General features: G+C 72.6%; 13 protein-coding genes. 9 read left to right on the forward strand and 4 right to left on the reverse strand.

Annotated elements, in window-relative coordinates; all coding sequences use genetic code 11:
* Positions 1-12: 12 nt before the first annotated feature.
* The 4 genes from DNK53_RS07170 to DNK53_RS07185 are packed head-to-tail and all read right to left on the reverse strand — an operon-like array spanning position 13 to position 3,060.
* Positions 13-969: an ROK family protein gene (locus tag DNK53_RS07170; RefSeq protein ID WP_110181633.1), complete on the reverse strand. Its 957-nt coding sequence runs from the start codon at positions 967-969 to the stop codon at positions 13-15.
* Complete coding sequence (locus tag DNK53_RS07175; protein WP_110181634.1) at positions 966-1,457, reverse strand: hypothetical protein; 492 nt, start codon at positions 1,455-1,457, stop codon at positions 966-968. Before DNK53_RS07175 ends, DNK53_RS07170 begins: the two co-directional genes overlap by 4 nt.
* Complete coding sequence (locus DNK53_RS07180) at positions 1,454-2,620, reverse strand: ArsA family ATPase (RefSeq protein WP_110181635.1); 1,167 nt, start codon at positions 2,618-2,620, stop codon at positions 1,454-1,456. Before DNK53_RS07180 ends, DNK53_RS07175 begins: the two co-directional genes overlap by 4 nt.
* A 2-nt stretch (positions 2,621-2,622) precedes the next feature.
* The gene (locus DNK53_RS07185; RefSeq protein ID WP_110181636.1) at positions 2,623-3,060 is read right to left on the reverse strand and encodes an SRPBCC family protein; all 438 of its coding nucleotides are present in this window, start codon (positions 3,058-3,060) and stop codon (positions 2,623-2,625) included.
* A 136-nt stretch (positions 3,061-3,196) separates the two neighbouring features.
* Between DNK53_RS07185 and DNK53_RS07190 the strand changes: the two genes are divergently transcribed.
* The 9 genes from DNK53_RS07190 (at position 3,197) to DNK53_RS07230 (ending at position 14,121) form a co-directional block, all read left to right on the forward strand.
* Complete coding sequence (locus DNK53_RS07190) at positions 3,197-4,981, forward strand: AMP-dependent synthetase/ligase (protein ID WP_110181637.1); 1,785 nt, start codon at positions 3,197-3,199, stop codon at positions 4,979-4,981.
* Between the two features lie 157 nt (positions 4,982-5,138).
* Positions 5,139-5,867 (forward strand): Flp pilus assembly protein CpaB, encoded by a 729-nt coding sequence (gene cpaB / locus DNK53_RS07195; protein WP_110181638.1) that lies wholly within the window; start codon positions 5,139-5,141, stop codon positions 5,865-5,867.
* Between the two features lie 9 nt (positions 5,868-5,876).
* Positions 5,877-7,148, forward strand: coding sequence for a CpaE/TadZ family protein (locus tag DNK53_RS07200; protein WP_110181639.1), 1,272 nt, complete (start codon positions 5,877-5,879; stop codon positions 7,146-7,148).
* Positions 7,149-7,152: 4 nt separating this feature from the next.
* On the forward strand, positions 7,153-8,679 hold the full coding sequence (locus tag DNK53_RS07205; protein ID WP_239456405.1) for a TadA family conjugal transfer-associated ATPase: 1,527 nt from the start codon (positions 7,153-7,155) through the stop codon (positions 8,677-8,679).
* Entirely contained in the window at positions 8,679-10,583 is a 1,905-nt protein-coding gene (locus tag DNK53_RS07210; RefSeq protein WP_110181640.1) for a type II secretion system F family protein, read from the forward strand. Before DNK53_RS07205 ends, DNK53_RS07210 begins: the two co-directional genes overlap by 1 nt.
* On the forward strand, positions 10,583-11,506 hold the full coding sequence (locus DNK53_RS07215; protein ID WP_110181641.1) for a type II secretion system F family protein: 924 nt from the start codon (positions 10,583-10,585) through the stop codon (positions 11,504-11,506). The genes DNK53_RS07210 and DNK53_RS07215 overlap by 1 nt, the downstream gene beginning before the upstream one ends.
* Positions 11,506-13,104: a sensor histidine kinase gene (locus tag DNK53_RS07220; RefSeq protein WP_110181642.1), complete on the forward strand. Its 1,599-nt coding sequence runs from the start codon at positions 11,506-11,508 to the stop codon at positions 13,102-13,104. Before DNK53_RS07215 ends, DNK53_RS07220 begins: the two co-directional genes overlap by 1 nt.
* The gene (locus tag DNK53_RS07225) at positions 13,101-13,766 is read left to right on the forward strand and encodes a response regulator transcription factor (protein ID WP_110181643.1); all 666 of its coding nucleotides are present in this window, start codon (positions 13,101-13,103) and stop codon (positions 13,764-13,766) included. The genes DNK53_RS07220 and DNK53_RS07225 overlap by 4 nt, the downstream gene beginning before the upstream one ends.
* A 160-nt stretch (positions 13,767-13,926) precedes the next feature.
* A complete protein-coding gene (locus tag DNK53_RS07230; protein ID WP_110181644.1) occupies positions 13,927-14,121 on the forward strand; it encodes a Flp family type IVb pilin in 195 nt (64 codons plus the stop codon).
* Positions 14,122-14,198 lie beyond the last annotated feature (77 nt).

The following is a 14,198-nucleotide window of genomic DNA, read 5'->3' on the forward strand; positions in this document are numbered from 1 at the left end:
ACCGCGCCGGCGTCACCGGCGGGGCAGGTCCAGGCGCGCGAGCAGCGCCGCGCCGACCATGCCCGCCCCGGCCCCCAGGGCCGCGAGTCGCACGGGCGGCACCCGACGGTGCGCGGCGCCCACCAGGGACGCAGTCAGCGCACGGCGGGCGGGATCCAGGAGCCCCTCCCCCGCCGCCGAGACGCCGCCGCCGACGACCAGGCACCCCGGGTCGAGCGCCGCCACGACGTTCGCCAGGCCGAGGCCCAGCCAGCGCCCCACGTCGGCCAGGGCACGCTGGGCGTGGTCGTCCCCCTGGGCCGCGGCGCGGCTGACCAGGGCACCCGTGAGGCGGGCGGGGTCCCCGTCGCAGAGCTCCTCCAGCAGGGAGCCGCTCCCCCAGCCGGAGCGGGCCAGGCGCAGGAGCGCGCGGCCCGAGCAGTACTGCTCCCAGCACCCGCGTCCCCCGCACTCGCAGGGCAGGCCGTCGGGCACCACGGTCATGTGGCCGAGCTCGCCCGCCATCCCGCCGGCGCCTCGGAGCACGCGTCCGTCCAGGACGATCCCGCCCCCGAGACCGGTCCCGACCGTGACGAGCACGGCGGAGGAGTCCTGCCGCGCGGCACCCAGCTCGGCCTCGGCGAAGGCCGCGCAGTTGGCGTCGTTGTCGAGGGCGACGCGCGCGCCCCACCGGTCCGCGAGGCGCGCCCGCACCGGGTCGTCGCGCCAGGGCAGGTGCGGCGCGAACGCGACCCGCTCGCCGTCCGCGTCCACGAAGCCCGCGGCCGCGAGCCCGACCCCGGCGAGCCGCCGCCCGTCGGCGACCTCGAGGACGGCCTCGGTGAGCACGTCCTCGAGCCACGCCACCGGCACGTCCCGGCCCGGGGTGGGGCGCACCGCCGTACGGCGCACCGCGCCGTCCGCGCCGACCTCGCCCGCCAGGATCTTCGTCCCCCCGACGTCGACGCCGACCCACACGGGTCCGGTCACCGGGGCGCCTCCTCCGCAGGAGGCTCGTCGGGCCACCCCTCCTCGAGGTCGATGTGCTGGACCCTCCCGCCCGCCCCGCCGGGGCGGTCGGCGCCGTCCGGGCGCGCCGGCTGGTCGGCACGGGAGACCTGGGCGAACGCGGCCAGCCCCGCCTGCAGGAGGTGGGTCGCCGCGGAGGTGAGGTGGGCGCGCACCTCGGGGTCGATCCCGCGCACCGCGTGCAGGGCGCGGCAGACGGGGCAGACCGTGCACTCGGGCGCCTCCCCCGGGTGGCCAGGATGGCCCGGGTGGCCCGGGTGGCCCCCGGGGTCCCCGTCGCCGGCGTGGTCGGCCCGGGTGCGCTCCTCGTCGGCCCCCGGCGCGGGTCCCGCGTGCTCGCCGGCCCAGCCGGCGAGCACGCCCAGCAGCCGGGCCGCCTCCTCGCCGAGGGTCCCCACCTCCTCCGCGGGCCGGGGGTCGGGCCGGGGGTCGGGCTGGGGGTCGCTCATCCTGCCTCCTCGAACCGGGCCTGCAGGCGTCCGTCCTCGACCCGGGCGCCCGCCACCCGCAGCCGAGCCAGCGCGGCCGGCAGCGGCACCACGCGCCGGTGCCCGGCGACCGTGACCACGAGGTCGTCGTCGCGGCGGACGAGGTCGACGTCGCCCGCGGAGACCAGGGGCAGCCGCAGGAAGAGCAGGAAGCCCCCCGCGGTCCGGACCACCTCGAACGGGGGGACGCGTCCGACCACGGCCAGCGGGTCGTCGGTGCCGTAGAGCCCGGCTCCGAGCGCGGCCAGCGCCGCCTCGCCGACGGGCTCGTCCGGCTGGTACTCCACGCGCCACGTGCGCAGCCCCGCGAAGGAGCGCTCGACGTCGGCCAGGACCTCGCCCTGCGCGCGGACCCAGCCGTCCACCCAGGCCCCGTGGCCCTCGGTCGGGAAGACGCGGTTGGAGACCACCCCGTCGACGGTGTAGCCGAAGAGGGAGAGCATCGTCCAGAGCCGCCGCGCCTCGGCCAGGACCAGTCGCTCGGGGGTGAGGACCAACCGGACGCTTGCCCCGGGGGAGGTCAGGACCTGCCGTACCTCGTCGAGCTCGCGGTGCAGCCGGTCCAGCGCCTCGAGGACCGGCTCGCCGGGCAGGGGCACCCCGGCGGCGCGTCCGAGGGCGGGGACCAGCGCCCGCACGAGCCTGCGGTCCCCGGGCAGCACCCGGCGCAGGTACCAGCCCAGCGCCTCGGGGAGCGCGAGGAGCCGCAGGGTCTCCGCCGTCGGCGCGCAGTCGACGACCACCACGTCCCACTCCCCGGAGCGCACGTGCCGGCGCAGCTCGAGGAGGGCCATCACCTCCTCGGCACCGGGGAGCACGGTCAGCTCCTCCGCCGCGACGGGATCCACGCCCGCCAGGTCCAGGGCGCCGCGCAGGTACTCCTGCACCTCGCCCCACGACTCCTCGAACCGGCGCTGGCAGTCGACCTGCTGCACGAAGAGGCGGTCGGCGACCTCGTCGGGCTCGCTGCGGCCGGGGACGGCGAAGGCGTCCGCCAGGGAGTGGGCGGCGTCGGTGGAGAGCACCAGGGTCCGCAGCCCCGCGCGGGCGGAGGCTGCGGCGGTGGCGGCCGCGACGGTGGACTTCCCGACACCGCCCTTGCCGGTGAAGAGCAGGACTCTCAACGTCAGAGCGACTCGACGCGCTTCTTCAGGCCCTTGAGCGCGGCGTCGATGAGGATCTTCTCGCCCTTGCGCTTGAGCATGCCGATCACGGGGATCGAGACGTCGAGCGCCAGCCGGTAGGTGACCTCGGTGGACCCGTCGCCGCGCTCCTTGAGCAGGTAGGCGCCGTCCAGCGCCCGCAGCATCTTGCCCTCGACCAGGGTCCAGGTGACCGCGCGGTCGCCGTCCCACTCGTAGGCCAGCGTGTACTCGTCCTTGATGGGAGAGACGTCGAGGGAGAAGAAGACCTGGTCGGCCCGGTCCCCCGTGCCGGGGTCCACGACCTCGACCGTCCGGACGCCCTTCGCCCAGGCGGGGTACGCCTCGAAGTCGGCGATCACGTCCATGACGGCTCGCGGTTCGGCGTCGATGACGATCGACGAGGTGGTCTGCTCGGCCATCCCTGCCCCACTCGTTCGCGGCCGGCCGGGTCACGGCCGACGGATCCGGATCAGGCTGGCGACCCTACCGGATCAGGTGGCGCCCCGACCCGGCGGTAACGTTCGCCCTGAATCCCCGACCCAGGAGGCACCTGACTTGCGTGAGTTCTCCACGCCCCTGACGACCGAGATCCCCTCCACCGGGAACCTCACCGACGACGTCGTCACCAACGCCCGGATCGCCGGGGACGACGTGGTCTTCCGGCGCAACACCGGCCGGGAGTGGGTCGACGTCACCGCCTCGGAGTTCCTGGCAGAGGTCAGTGCCGTGGCCAAGGGGTTCATCGCCGCCGGTGTCGAGCCCGGTGACCGGGTCGCCCTCATCTCCAGGACCCGCTACGAGTGGACGCTGCTCGACTACGCGATCTGGTTCGCCGGCGCGGTGACCGTGCCGGTCTACGAGACCTCGTCGGCCGACCAGGTGCGCCAGATCCTGGCCGACTCGGGGGCGCGGGCCGTGGTGGGCGAGACGGCCGACCACACCGCGCGGGTGGCGAGCGTCCGCGGCGACCTCGACGTGCACCACGTGTGGTGCCTGGAGGACCGGGCGGTGGAGGTCCTCACCAGCTTCGGCCAGGAGATCGAGGACGACGAGCTCGAGCGACGCCGTACCGCTGCCGGGCCGGACGACCTGGCCACGCTCATCTACACCTCGGGGACGACCGGCGTGCCGAAGGGCTGCATGCTCACGCACGGCAACTTCATGTTCGAGCTCGGGGTCGCCGTCGACGAGCTGGACGAGCTCTTCGCCGAGGGCGCCTCCACCCTGCTCTTCCTGCCGCTGGCCCACGTGTTCGCCCGGATCATCCAGATCGGCTGCGTCAAGCGGCGGGTGGTGCTCGGCCACAGTGCCGACATCAAGAACCTCGTCGCCGACCTGCAGGTCTTCCGCCCGACGTTCATCCTGGCCGTCCCCCGGGTCTTCGAGAAGGTCTTCAACAGCGCCTCCCAGAACGCCGCCGCCGACGGCAAGGGCAAGATCTTCAACCGGGCGGCGGAGGCCGCGATCGCCTGGTCGAAGGCCCGGGACAAGGGGCGCGTCCCGCTCTCGCTCCGGATCCAGCACGCGCTGTTCACCAAGCTCGTCTACACCAAGCTCGAGAACGCCCTCGGCGGCCGTTGCGTGCACGCGGTCTCCGGCGGCGCTCCCCTCGGCGAGCGGCTCGGCCACTTCTACCGCGGGATCGGCCTGACGATCCTGGAGGGCTACGGCCTGACCGAGTCCACCGCCGCCCTGACCGTCAACCTCGTCGACGCGCACAAGGTCGGCTCGGTCGGCCGTCCCCTGGGGGGCACCACCGTGCGGGTGGCCGACGACGGGGAGCTCCTCTTCCGCGGCGGGCAGGTCTTCGCCGGCTACTGGAACAACGAGGCGGCCACCGCCGAGGCGGTCGACGCCGACGGGTGGTTCCACACCGGCGACGTCGGGGAGATCGACGACGAGGGCTTCGTCCGGATCACCGGTCGCAAGAAGGAGATCCTGGTGACCGCGGGCGGCAAGAACGTGGCACCGGCGGTGCTGGAGGACCGGATGCGGGCCCACGTGCTCATCGACCAGTGCATGGTGGTCGGGGACGGGCAGCCCTTCATCGGCGCCCTGATCACCCTGGACCCCGAGACCCTGCCCCGCTGGGCCGAGACCCGGGGCAAGAAGGGGGCCGTGGCCGACCTGGCCGACGACCCCGACCTGCGGGCCGAGATCGAGGCCGCCGTGGAGGACGCCAACAAGGCCGTCTCGCGGGCGGAGTCCATCCGGAAGTTCCGCGTCCTGACGGCCGCGTGGACGGAGGAAGGGGGGCACCTGACCCCCAGCCTCAAGCTCAAGCGCAACGTCGTCATGCGGGAGTTCCGGGACGAGGTCGAGGCGCTCTACCTTCCTTGACGAAAACGCGAACAAGACCCGGTACAGACCACTAGCGTTCGATCCGAAGTTTCCGCCACACCAGTCTCGCCCGTTGGGCATGGTGTGACGGAATGGACAGGAACGCAGTGCCGGGCCGCGAAGGGCCCCGGTCTGCTTGAGACCGGAGGCTCAACCCATGGATCGACGCAAGCTCCTGCTCGTCGTGGCGGTCGTCGTGGCGCTGCTCGGCACCTCGCTCGTGTACCTCTACGTGCAGAGCGCCGACAACCGGGCGGCCGAGGAGTACGACACGGTCGAGGTCCTGACCGCCGTCAGCCCGATCGTGACCGGCGAGACCATCGCGGACGCCGCCGCCAACGGCAAGATCCAGCGCCAGAGCCTCCCGCGCAACAGCGTCCTGCCCACGGCCGTCACCACCGTCGACACCCTCGAGGGCCTGGCCGCGAACACCAACATCTACCCCGGCGAGCAGATCCTGCCCGAGAAGTTCGGCGGGGTGGGCGAGTCCTCCGCCCTGCCGATCCCCAACGGGAAGCTCGCCGTGTCGGTGCAGCTCACCGACACCGCCCGGGTCGCCGGCTTCGTCTCCGCCGGCTCCGACGTCGCCATCTGGCTCAACGGGAGCACCCCCGACGGCGGTGCCTTCACCCGCCTCCTGCTCCCGGACGTCAAGGTCCTGGCCGCCGGCTCCACCACCCTCGTCACCTCCACCTCCACCGACCCGACCGGGGCCGAGACGACCGAGCAGCTTCCCCGCACCCTCCTGACCCTGGCTGTGGACCAGCAGCAGGCGGAGAAGATCATGTTCGCCGCCGCGAACGGCGAGCTCTCCTTCGGTCTCCGCACCGGGACGACCAAGGTCCAGCCCAACCCGGGCATGAACCTCCAGAACCTCTTCAGCTAGGCGACCACGATGCCCATCCTTCTCGACGCGGACCCGGCCAAGGCTGCGGCCCTCCTGACCGTGCTCCCGGCGGGCACACAGGTGGTCGACAGCCAGGACCGGCTCTTCGGCTGGCTCGCGCACCGCACCGACGAGTACGCCGTCGTCCTCGGGCCGAGCCTCTCGGTCGCCGAGGCGATGGCGATCTCGGAGCGCATGCGCACCGCCCACCCCACCGCGAGCGTCGTGCTGGTGCGCGACAACGTCGACACCGACGTGCTCACCCAGGCGATGCACGCCGGGGTGCGGGAGGTCGTGACCGCGAGCGACCTGCCCCAGGTCAACGCCGCCCTGCAGCGCGCCCACGCCCTGTGGGCGGCGCTGCGGGGCAACGCCGCACCCACGTCCCGCCAGGGTCGCGTCATCACGATCTTCTCCCCCAAGGGCGGGGTCGGGAAGACCACCATGTCGGTCAACCTCGGCATCGCGCTCATGCGCGGCGGCGAGAACAAGGTCTGCGTGGTCGACCTCGACCTGGCGTTCGGCGACATCGCGATCACGCTCCAGCTCTTCCCGACCCACTCGATCGAGCACGCCATCGGCGGCGAGCAGTCCATGGACTACGCCTTCATCGAGGAGCTCATGACCCCGCACGAGAGCGGGCTCATGGTGCTGGCGGCCCCCAGCCAGCCCGACGCCCGCGAGCGGGTCACCGGCACGCTGGTGACGCGGCTGCTGCGCACCCTGCAGGACCACTTCGACTACCTGGTGCTCGACACCGCCCCCGCGTTCGACGAGCAGACGCTGACGGCGCTGGACGAGACCGACGAGTGCATCATCGTCGCGACGCTCGACGTGCCGACCCTGAAGAACGTCAAGGTGGCCCTGGAGACGCTCGACGTGCTGGGCGTCGCCGAGGGCCACCGGCACCTGCTGCTCAACCGGGCCGACGAGCAGGTCGGCATCGGGGCCGACAAGGTCGAGGGGATCCTCGGCATGGACGTGGCGGCGCGCGTCGCCACCTCCCTCGACATCGCCAAGGCGACCAACGCCGGCCGTCCACTCATGCTCTCCTCCCCCTCCCACCCGTCGTCCAAGGCCGTCCGGACCCTCGCGGAGAGGCTGATGGGCCACGAGACGGCTGCACCGGCCGACGTCCCCTCGCAGAAGGGTCGCGGCCTCAAGGCCCCGAAGGCCCCCAGGGCCACCGCCCCCGAGCCGGCCGCCGTCCCGCCCGTCGCCCCCTCACCCACCGAGAAGCGCGAGGAGCCCCAGAAGCGCTTCCGCATCAGCAGGAGATGACACGATGAGCAACCTCTCCGAGCGGCTGGCGGCCCGCCGGCGTGCCGAGGAGGCGGCCGCGGCCGCCGCCGGCACGCCGCTGGCGGGCATGCCGGCCCAGGTGCCTGCCGAGACCCCCTTCACCGAGGTCGTGGCCGACGACCGGCCCGTCCCCCCGCCGGTCCCCCCGGCCGGTGCCTCCGACTCCCCGCTCAACGACCGTCGCGCGCCGGCCCCCGACGCGGCCGTGGGCGCCCGACGTCCGCAGGCGCTGAACTCCGAGCGGATCGAGGAGCTCAAGGCCTCGGTCCACGCCGAGCTGCTCCGCCAGCTCGGACCGCAGCTCTACGACGCCAACCTCGAGCAGAGCGAGCTGGACCAGAAGGTCCGGGCGGCGCTCGCCGACGTGCTGAAGAAGTCGGACCGGCCGATCAGCGCCGCCGACCGCCAGCAGATCACCAGCGAGATCAGCGACGACATCCTCGGCTACGGGCCGATCGAGCCCTACCTGCGCGACCCCGAGGTCTCGGAGGTCATGGTCAACGGCGCGCACAGCATCTGGCTGGAGCGCAAGGGACGCCTGGTGCCGGCCGACGCGATCTTCCAGGACGAGGCGCACCTGCGCCGGACCATCGACAAGATCGTGTCCCGCATCGGCCGCCGGGTCGACGAGTCCAGCCCGATGGTGGACGCGCGCCTCCCCGACGGCAGCCGCGTCAACGCCGTCGTGCCGCCGCTGGCGATCGACGGCTCCGCGCTGACCATCCGCAAGTTCTCGACCGACCCGCTCACGGCCGACGACCTCGTCCGGTTCGGCTCGATCAGCCAGCGGACCAAGGACTTCCTGGACGCGTGCGTGCGCGGCCGCCTCAACATCATCGTCTCCGGCAGCACCGGCGCCGGCAAGACGACCACGCTCAACGTGCTCTCCTCCTTCATCCCCGCCGACGAGCGCATCGTCACCATCGAGGACGCCGCCGAGCTCCAGCTCAAGCAGGAGCACGTGGTGCGCCTGGAGTCCCGCCCCTCCAACATCGAGGGCAAGGGCGCGGTGACGATCCGCGACCTCGTGAAGAACAGCCTCCGCATGCGGCCCGACCGGATCATCGTCGGTGAGGTCCGCGACGCCTCCGCTCTCGACATGCTGCAGGCGATGAACACCGGTCACGACGGCTCCATCTGCACGGTCCACTCCAACGGTCCGCGCGACACGCTCTCCCGCATGGAGACGCTGGTCCTGATGGCGGGCATGGACCTGCCGGTCCGCGCCATCCGGGAGCAGGTGGCCTCCGCGGTCGACCTGATCGTGCACCAGACGCGGTTCAAGGACGGTTCGCGCCACATCACCCACGTCACCGAGGTGGAGCGGATGGAGGGCGACATCATCACCCTCCAGGACGTCTTCCTCTACGACCACTCGGCCGGCTTCGACGCCGAGGGCCGCGCGCTCGGCGGCCTCAAGGCCACCGGGCTCCGCCCGAAGTTCCTCGAGAAGCTCGCCTACAACAACGTCTCCGTCGACCCGCTGATCTTCGCGCCCGAGAGGTTCTGATGCGTGCCCTCCCCCGCCTGCTGGTCGCGCTCGGCGCCGCGGCGCTGCTCGGCCTCCCCGGCGCAGCCCACGCGATCGACGACGCCGGCATCACCCACGTCCAGACCACCGAGGGCGGGGTCCAGGTCCTCGTCGCCGTGCCGCCGGACGCCGAGGTCGACCTGGCGGGCGTCGAGGTCTCCTTCGACGGCACGCCGGCCGAGTCGTCGGCCGAGGCCGCCGGCGGCCAGGAGGTGCAGCGCACCACGGTCCTGGTGATCGACACGAGCAAGTCGATGGAGGGGGCCCGCTTCGACGCGGCCCGGGCGGCGGCCGAGGCCTACCTCACCTCCGTCCCGGCGGACGTGCGCGTCGGGCTGGTGACCTTCGACAAGGCCGTCGTCCCGGCGGTGGCGCCGACCACCGACCGGCAGGCCGCCCGCGACGCCATCGCGGGTCTCTCCCTGGCCCGGCAGACGAGGCTGTACGACGGCGTGGTCACGGCCGCCGAGCTCGCCGGGACGGAGGGGCAGCGCAGCCTCCTCGTGCTCTCGGACGGGGCCGACACGAGCCAGACCGCCCTCAACGAGGTCACCGCCGCCATCTCCCGCACGGGTGTGCTCGTCGACGTGGTCGCCCTCGGGCAGGACGGGGACCTCGGTCCCCTCACCGAGCTGAGCAGCGCGGGCAACGGCGAGGTCATCAGCGCCGACGTCGACGCCCTCGGCGCCGCCTTTGCGGAGGAGGCCCAGGTCCTGGCCAACCAGGTCCTGGTCACCGCGCAGGTCCCGGAGGCCGTGGGCTCCGAGGCGACCGTCTCGGTCACCCTGCCCACGGCGACCGGCGCCCTCTCCGCCGAGGTGTTCGCCCCGGTCCGGGACGCCGCGGAGGCCCCGCGCCGGGTCACCCTGCCCTCCGCCGACCGCGGCATCGTGGTGCCCGAGTGGACCATGTGGGCGGCGGTCGCCCTGGTCGGCCTGGGCCTCCTCGTCTTCGTCGGCACCTTCCTCACCGGCTTCTCGCGCCGCGAGATGACCGCCGAGGAGCGGGTCGCGGCGTACGCCGGCCTCGCCGCGGGCGCCGGGACGGCCTCGGGCAAGCCGGGCCGGGGCAGCAACGAGGACACGTTCGCCCAGTTCAAGGGCGCGGCCGAGCAGGTGCTCAAGCGCAACAAGTCGCTGGAGGAGCGGATCGCCGGCCGGCTGGAGGCCGCCGACAGCGGCTTCCGGGCCGCCGAGTGGCTGCTGCTGCACACGGGGATCGTGATCGGCGCCGGGCTGGTCGGCGTGCTGGTCGGGGGCGGGAACCTCGTCGTCGGCCTGCTCTTCGTCGCCGCCGGGGCGCTGCTCCCCTGGCTCTACCTGGGCCGGGCCCGGAAGAAGCGCCTCAAGAAGTTCAACGCGAGCCTCCCCGACACCCTCCAGCTGATGTCGGGCTCCCTGTCCGCCGGCCTCTCGCTGGCCCAGTCGGTCGACACCATCGTCCGCGAGGGCGCCGAGCCGATCGCCAGCGAGTTCCGCCGCGTGCTCGTCGAGACCCGGCTGGGCGTCTCGCTCGAGGACGCGCTGCAGGGCGTCGCCGAGCGGTTCGACAGCAAGGACTTCGACTGGGTGGTCATGGCCATCAAGATCCAGCGCCAGGTGGGCGGCAACCTCGCCGAGCTGCTGGACACCGTGGCCGGCACGATCCGGGAGCGGGAGTACATGCGCCGACAGGTCCAGGCGCTCGCCGCCGAGGGCAAGATCTCGGCCTACGTGCTCGGCGGGCTCCCGCCGGTCTTCCTCGTCTACCTCATGCTCACCAGCTGGGACTACGTCAGCGTCCTCTTCGCCGAGCCGCTCGGGTGGCTGATGCTCGGGGGCGCCGCCACGATGCTTGGGGTGGGCGCGTTCTGGATGAGTCGACTGATCAAGGTGGAGGTCTGATGACGATCTATCTGGTGCTCGGGGCCATGCTGGTGCTCGTGGCCATCCTTCTCGCCTCGATGGCCACTGCGGCCCCGGCGCGGGAGGCGGGCCTGAGCCGCTCCTTGGCGGCGCTGGAGTCGATGGGCGACGTGCCCCGGGAGCTGACCGCCGAGCTGGACCGCCCCTTCGCCGAGCGGGTCGTCGCGCCCTTCCAGGGACGGGCCCTGGCCATCGGCCGCCGGTTCACCGGCGCCGACAGCACCGAGCGGATCTACCGCAAGCTCGAGCTGGCCGGCAACCCGAGCGGATGGACGGTGGACCGGGTCGTCGCCCTCAAGGTGATCGGCGCCGTCGTCGGGCTGGCCGCGTTCTTCCTCTTCTCGTTCATGCTCAGCTTCGGCCTCGTCGGGCGCGTCGTCTTCGTCGCGCTCGGTGCCGTCGCCGGCTACTTCGGCCCCAGCATGTACCTGTACCAGAAGGCGCACGACCGGCAGAACACGATCGGCCGCGGTCTCCCCGACGCCATCGACCTGCTCACCATCAGCGTCGAGTCCGGGCTCGCCTTCGACGCCGCGGTGCAGCAGGTCGCGCGCAACACCGACGGTCCCCTCGCCGAGGAGTTCTCCCGGGTGCTGCGGGAGATGCAGATCGGCACCGGGCGGGCCGACGCCCTCCGGGCCCTGGCCACCCGCACCAACCTCGACGACCTGCGCAGCTTCGTCAGCGCGCTGGTGCAGGCGGACGCCTTCGGCATCCCGATCGGCCAGGTGCTGCGTGTGCAGTCGTCCGAGATGCGCGTGAAGCGGCGGCAGAAGGCCGAGGAGAAGGCCCAGCAGGTGCCTGTCAAGATGACGGTCCCGCTGATCTTCTGCATCCTGCCGACCCTCTTCATCGTGGTCATCGGGCCGGCGGTCATCAGCATCATGGACACGTTCGCCTGATGCCAGGCAGGGCCGAGCGGATCCAGCACGCGGGGCTCATCGAGGGAGCCCGGGCGTTCGTCCTGGTCACCGTCGCGATGTCCATCGCGTGGGGGCGGGACGTCGACGCCCTCAGCGGTCTGTTCGGCCTGGCGGCCCTCTGGGTCGCCACCGGGTGGCTGCTGCGGACCCAGGCGCCGCTGCACGCGCTCTGCGCGGCCGAGGCCCTGGCCGTGGGCGTGCTGGCCGGCGCCTTCTACGACACCACCCCGGCCCTGCTGGCCGGCCTCGCGGTGCCCCCCTTCGTCCACGGGCTGCTCCGCGGCCTGGTCGGCGTGGCCGAGTCGCTGGTCCTCCAGCTGACCTCGGTCGCGCTGGTGATGTTCCTCGTGGGCTCCACGCCCGACAGCTCCCAGGTCATCGACGTCTTCCTCTTCATGGTCACCGGGCTCGGCCTCGGGCTGATCGCCGGCTTCTTCGTCAGCACCGCGGACCGCGACGACCCCAGCGCCGCCTACCGGGAGGCCCGGTCACTGATCACCGAGCTCAACGACCTCGCCGGCAAGCTCGAGGGTGGACTGGACCCGACCAGCATGGGCGGGGAGATCCTGGAGGCGGTGAGCTCCGAGCTCCCGGTCGAGGTGGTCGTCCTGCACGTCCGGCGCGACGGCGCCCTGCTCCCCCTGGTCACCCGTTCCTCCCAGGAAGGTCTCCAGGGCGAGGAGAGCGACGCGCTGGCCCAGGCCGTGTGGGAGGACGGGCACCCGCGCGTGCTGGGCCACGACTTCGGGTTCCCGGTCTCCCACGAGCAGAGCCCGATCGCCGTCGTCACCGGCCGGCTCGCCCCCGAGGGCTCCCCCGACGGAGCGGAGACGGTTGAGCGGCTGCGGGCGCTGGCCGACCTGCTCGCCCCGGCGGCGCTCCGGCTCGACACCGCCCAGCTCTTCGCGGCGTTCCGCGACGCCGCCATGTCGGACGAGCGCCGACGCCTCGCCCGCGAGATGCACGACGGCGTCGCCCAGGACATCGCGTCCATGGGGTACGTCGTGGACGCTCTGGTTTCGACCGCCTCGAGCCCCGAGCAGCAGAACGCCCTCTTCCAGCTGCGCGGGATGATCACCGGGGTGGTCGCCGAGGTCCGTCGTTCGGTGATGACGCTTCGCACGCAGGCGGGGTCCAGCGAGAGCCTGGGCGCCGGCATCGCCACGCTGGCCCGCCACCTCAGCGACGTCTCGGGCACCCCGATCGAGGTGACGGTGGACGAGCGGACGAGCCGGCTGCGCCACGAGGTGGAGGCCGAGCTCCTGCGGATCGCCCAGGAGGCGATGAACAACGCCGTGAAGCACTCGCGCGCCTCGCGGATCGACGTGCACTGCCGGGTGCAGGCACCGAGCGCGCAGATCGTCGTCTCCGACAACGGCCAGGGGCTGCAGGGCGGGCGGCGCGACTCCCACGGCCTCTCCATCATGAAGGAGCGCGCCGCCCTGATCGGCGGCGTGCTCGACGTGCGCTCCAGCCCCTCCCGGGGCACGGTCGTCTCCGTGCAGGTCGGCGCGCCGCTCGACCGCCCGGGTTCCCGGAAGACCACTGCCTACGACAGGAACGTGAAGGCCTCATGACCACCTCCACCGGCGCCACCCCCATCTCCGTGCTCCTCGTGGACGACCACGAGCTGATCCGGGCGGGCCTCGCCACGGCGTTCTCCCTCGACCCCTCGACCCACGTGGTGGGGCAGGCGGGCTCCGTCGGCGAGGCCCTCGAGCAGTTCGCCGAGCACCGTCCTCAGGTCGTGGTCACCGACCTGCAGCTCCCCGACGGCACCGGGCTCGACATCGTGCGTGCGGTGCGCAAGGAGGCACCCGAGACGGGGCTGGTCGTGCTGACGATGCACTCCGGCGACGAGCAGATCTTCGCGGCGATGGAGGCGGGCGCCTCCGCCTTCGTCGGCAAGGACGCGCCGTCCACCGAGGTCGTCAAGGCGGCGAAGCACGCCGCCGTTTCGCCCCGCACGTTCCTCTGCGCCGGCCTCTCCGCCGCGATGATCAGGCGGATGAGCGGCGAGACCTCACGCCTCTCGGACCGGGAGCAGGAGGTGCTGGTGCTCCTGGCCGACGGCCTCGGCGCCGGCCAGATCGCCTCCCAGCTCTACATGAGCGAGTCGACCGCGAAGTCCCACATCACCCGGATCTACCAGAAGCTCGGTGCCACGAACCGCGCCCAGGCCCTCGTCACGGCGATGCGCAGCGGTCTGCTCTCCTCGATGAACCCGACGGGCTACTGAGCGTCGTCCGACCACGCGTCGGCCTAGTCACTTGTGACTAGACGAGCGTGACCGGTCTTCCGATCTCACAAATCTGCGAACTCTCGGAGGATTGGGTCAACGGATCAGGCGAGTGCCTGCCGGACCAGAATCCCAGTGCATTCCCCGAAAGGACCACACCATGCTTCAGTACCTCACCATCATGCTGGACGCCGCGAAGGCCAAGAACGACGAGCGCGGCGCCTCCGCCGTCGAGTACGGCCTGCTGGTCGCCGGCATCGCCGCGATCATCGTCGTCGCCGTCTTCGCGTTCGGCGACCTGGTGTCGAACATCTTCACCGGCACCGCCTCGCAGATCAGCAACAAGGGCAACTGATCTCCGGCGACGGCGCGGCCCTCCCCGTGGGCCGCGCCGTCGTGCTTTCCGTTCCACGACCTGAGAAGGAGGCTGAC

It is taken from the genome of Nocardioides solisilvae, assembly GCF_003194625.1.
Lineage (GTDB): Bacteria > Actinomycetota > Actinomycetes > Propionibacteriales > Nocardioidaceae > Nocardioides > Nocardioides solisilvae.

What these genes read in the sequence shown, in the direction of transcription:
- DNK53_RS07175 (WP_110181634.1), bottom strand. Translation starts at nt 1,457, where the DNA reads ATGAGCGACCCCCAGCCCGACCCCCGGCCCGACCCCCGGCCCGCGGAG.
- DNK53_RS07185 (WP_110181636.1), bottom strand. Translation starts at nt 3,060, where the DNA reads ATGGCCGAGCAGACCACCTCGTCGATCGTCATCGACGCCGAACCGCGA.
- cpaB (WP_110181638.1), top strand. Translation starts at nt 5,139, where the DNA reads ATGGATCGACGCAAGCTCCTGCTCGTCGTGGCGGTCGTCGTGGCGCTG.
- DNK53_RS07200 (WP_110181639.1), top strand. Translation starts at nt 5,877, where the DNA reads ATGCCCATCCTTCTCGACGCGGACCCGGCCAAGGCTGCGGCCCTCCTG.
- DNK53_RS07205 (WP_239456405.1), top strand. Translation starts at nt 7,153, where the DNA reads ATGAGCAACCTCTCCGAGCGGCTGGCGGCCCGCCGGCGTGCCGAGGAG.
- DNK53_RS07210 (WP_110181640.1), top strand. Translation starts at nt 8,679, where the DNA reads ATGCGTGCCCTCCCCCGCCTGCTGGTCGCGCTCGGCGCCGCGGCGCTG.
- DNK53_RS07215 (WP_110181641.1), top strand. Translation starts at nt 10,583, where the DNA reads ATGACGATCTATCTGGTGCTCGGGGCCATGCTGGTGCTCGTGGCCATC.
- DNK53_RS07220 (WP_110181642.1), top strand. Translation starts at nt 11,506, where the DNA reads ATGCCAGGCAGGGCCGAGCGGATCCAGCACGCGGGGCTCATCGAGGGA.
- DNK53_RS07225 (WP_110181643.1), top strand. Translation starts at nt 13,101, where the DNA reads ATGACCACCTCCACCGGCGCCACCCCCATCTCCGTGCTCCTCGTGGAC.
- DNK53_RS07230 (WP_110181644.1), top strand. Translation starts at nt 13,927, where the DNA reads ATGCTTCAGTACCTCACCATCATGCTGGACGCCGCGAAGGCCAAGAAC.